The 1,352-nt window shown below is 36.2% G+C and carries 2 protein-coding genes; both read left to right on the top strand.

From position 1 onward, the window contains the following. Positions 1-299 precede the first annotated feature (299 nt). On the top strand, positions 300-527 hold the full coding sequence (locus tag BLP81_RS13480; protein ID WP_093370549.1) for a hypothetical protein: 228 nt from the start codon (positions 300-302) through the stop codon (positions 525-527). Beyond that, positions 524-847, top strand: coding sequence for a type II toxin-antitoxin system PemK/MazF family toxin (locus BLP81_RS13485; protein ID WP_093370553.1), 324 nt, complete (start codon positions 524-526; stop codon positions 845-847). Before BLP81_RS13480 ends, BLP81_RS13485 begins: the two co-directional genes overlap by 4 nt. The last annotated feature ends 505 nt before the right edge of the window (positions 848-1,352 follow it).

Below are 1,352 nucleotides of genomic sequence, written 5' to 3' on the forward strand. Positions count from 1 at the left end.
TACTCACCTACTCACCTACTCACCTACTCACCTACTCACCGACTCACCGACTCACCGACTCACTATTCACTGAAAACCGAAAACCGAAAACAGAAAACTGATGGTAGCTTCGATACATCCCGACGCAAAAGTCGGGACACTCAGCCACCAATTAATTCAAAATAATTAATTTCGACTCACGACTCACGACTCACGACTCACATTAGTCGACACCTGATTTTCAATTCTTTACTTTTAAGAAATTTCGAAGATTTAGGATTTAAGGGAATTGATTTGTATTTTTACGTAAACACTTCAAAATGAAAAAAGAACAACTTATTGAGCAGGCTGCCCATAAAATGAGTCAGCTCCCTGAGGCCAAAATTCAAGAGGTGAGTGATTTTGTAGACTTTCTCTTTAGCAAAATTGACAACCAGATCCTGCTAGATAATGCTCAGCAATTATCATCAGAATCTACATCTTTTGACTTTTTAAAAGAAGAGGAAGACCTATATAGCGTATCAGATTTAAAAGATCGCTATAAATGAAAAAAGGTGACATAGTATTGATCCCTTTTCCTTTTACAGACTTATCTGGTAGTAAAAATCGCCCTGCAGTCGTTTTAATTTCGACCGACGAAGATGTAAGTATTTGTTTTATGACCACGCAACTAAAATGGCAATCGGATTTTGATGTTAATATTCAGCCCTCAGAGACAAATGGTTTAAAGAAAGAATCATTGATTAGGCTTAATAAACTTGCTACGATTAATAAGAATCTAGTTCTTGGACGATTGGGAGGCTTAGATACAAATGAATTAAAGAAATTAAATGTTTCACTTATTCGTATTTTGGAACTTAATGAGTAAGTTTTACTTCTCGAATAACTTTTCATTTCCTAAAACCTAAAATCTAAAACTTAATCCCTAATTCCTAACACCTAATTTTTTAAATCCTTATTTGAATATTACGACAAAAGAGATTCCTCCCTTCGTCGGAATGACACATGTATCCGTCTAAGGTGGACAGCTGAATGCCTCAGGCGGGAAACGCAGGTGGGTGATTTTATGAAGTGAAACGTAACAAATAGCTCTTCGACTTCGCTCAGTGTAGCTATCGAGAAAAATGTCATTCAGACAGAGAAGCTTTTTGCTTCGACGATGAATCTTTAAAGCCTTATCGTTTCATTGTTTTTCGACCAAACTTATGCTTCATTACTTTTTTATCTCACCCAAGCTTTTATTGTATTAAGTGTTCGTGAATCTCGTTCCTCGATTTCCATTGCCGTAATCCCGATAGCTCCTATGTTTGCTTTTGGAATAAATTTTTAGTTTTACAAATATAAGTGAAAGAGGATAAGAGTCAACCGATGGC

Origin of the sequence: Psychroflexus sediminis (assembly GCF_900099815.1) — a bacterium.
Classification (GTDB): domain Bacteria; phylum Bacteroidota; class Bacteroidia; order Flavobacteriales; family Flavobacteriaceae; genus Psychroflexus; species Psychroflexus sediminis.

Bases quoted from the DNA above. Each gene is read 5' to 3' on its own strand.
- BLP81_RS13485 (WP_093370553.1), top strand. From the start codon at position 524: ATGAAAAAAGGTGACATAGTATTGATCCCTTTTCCTTTTACAGACTTA.
- BLP81_RS13480 (WP_093370549.1), top strand. From the start codon at position 300: ATGAAAAAAGAACAACTTATTGAGCAGGCTGCCCATAAAATGAGTCAG.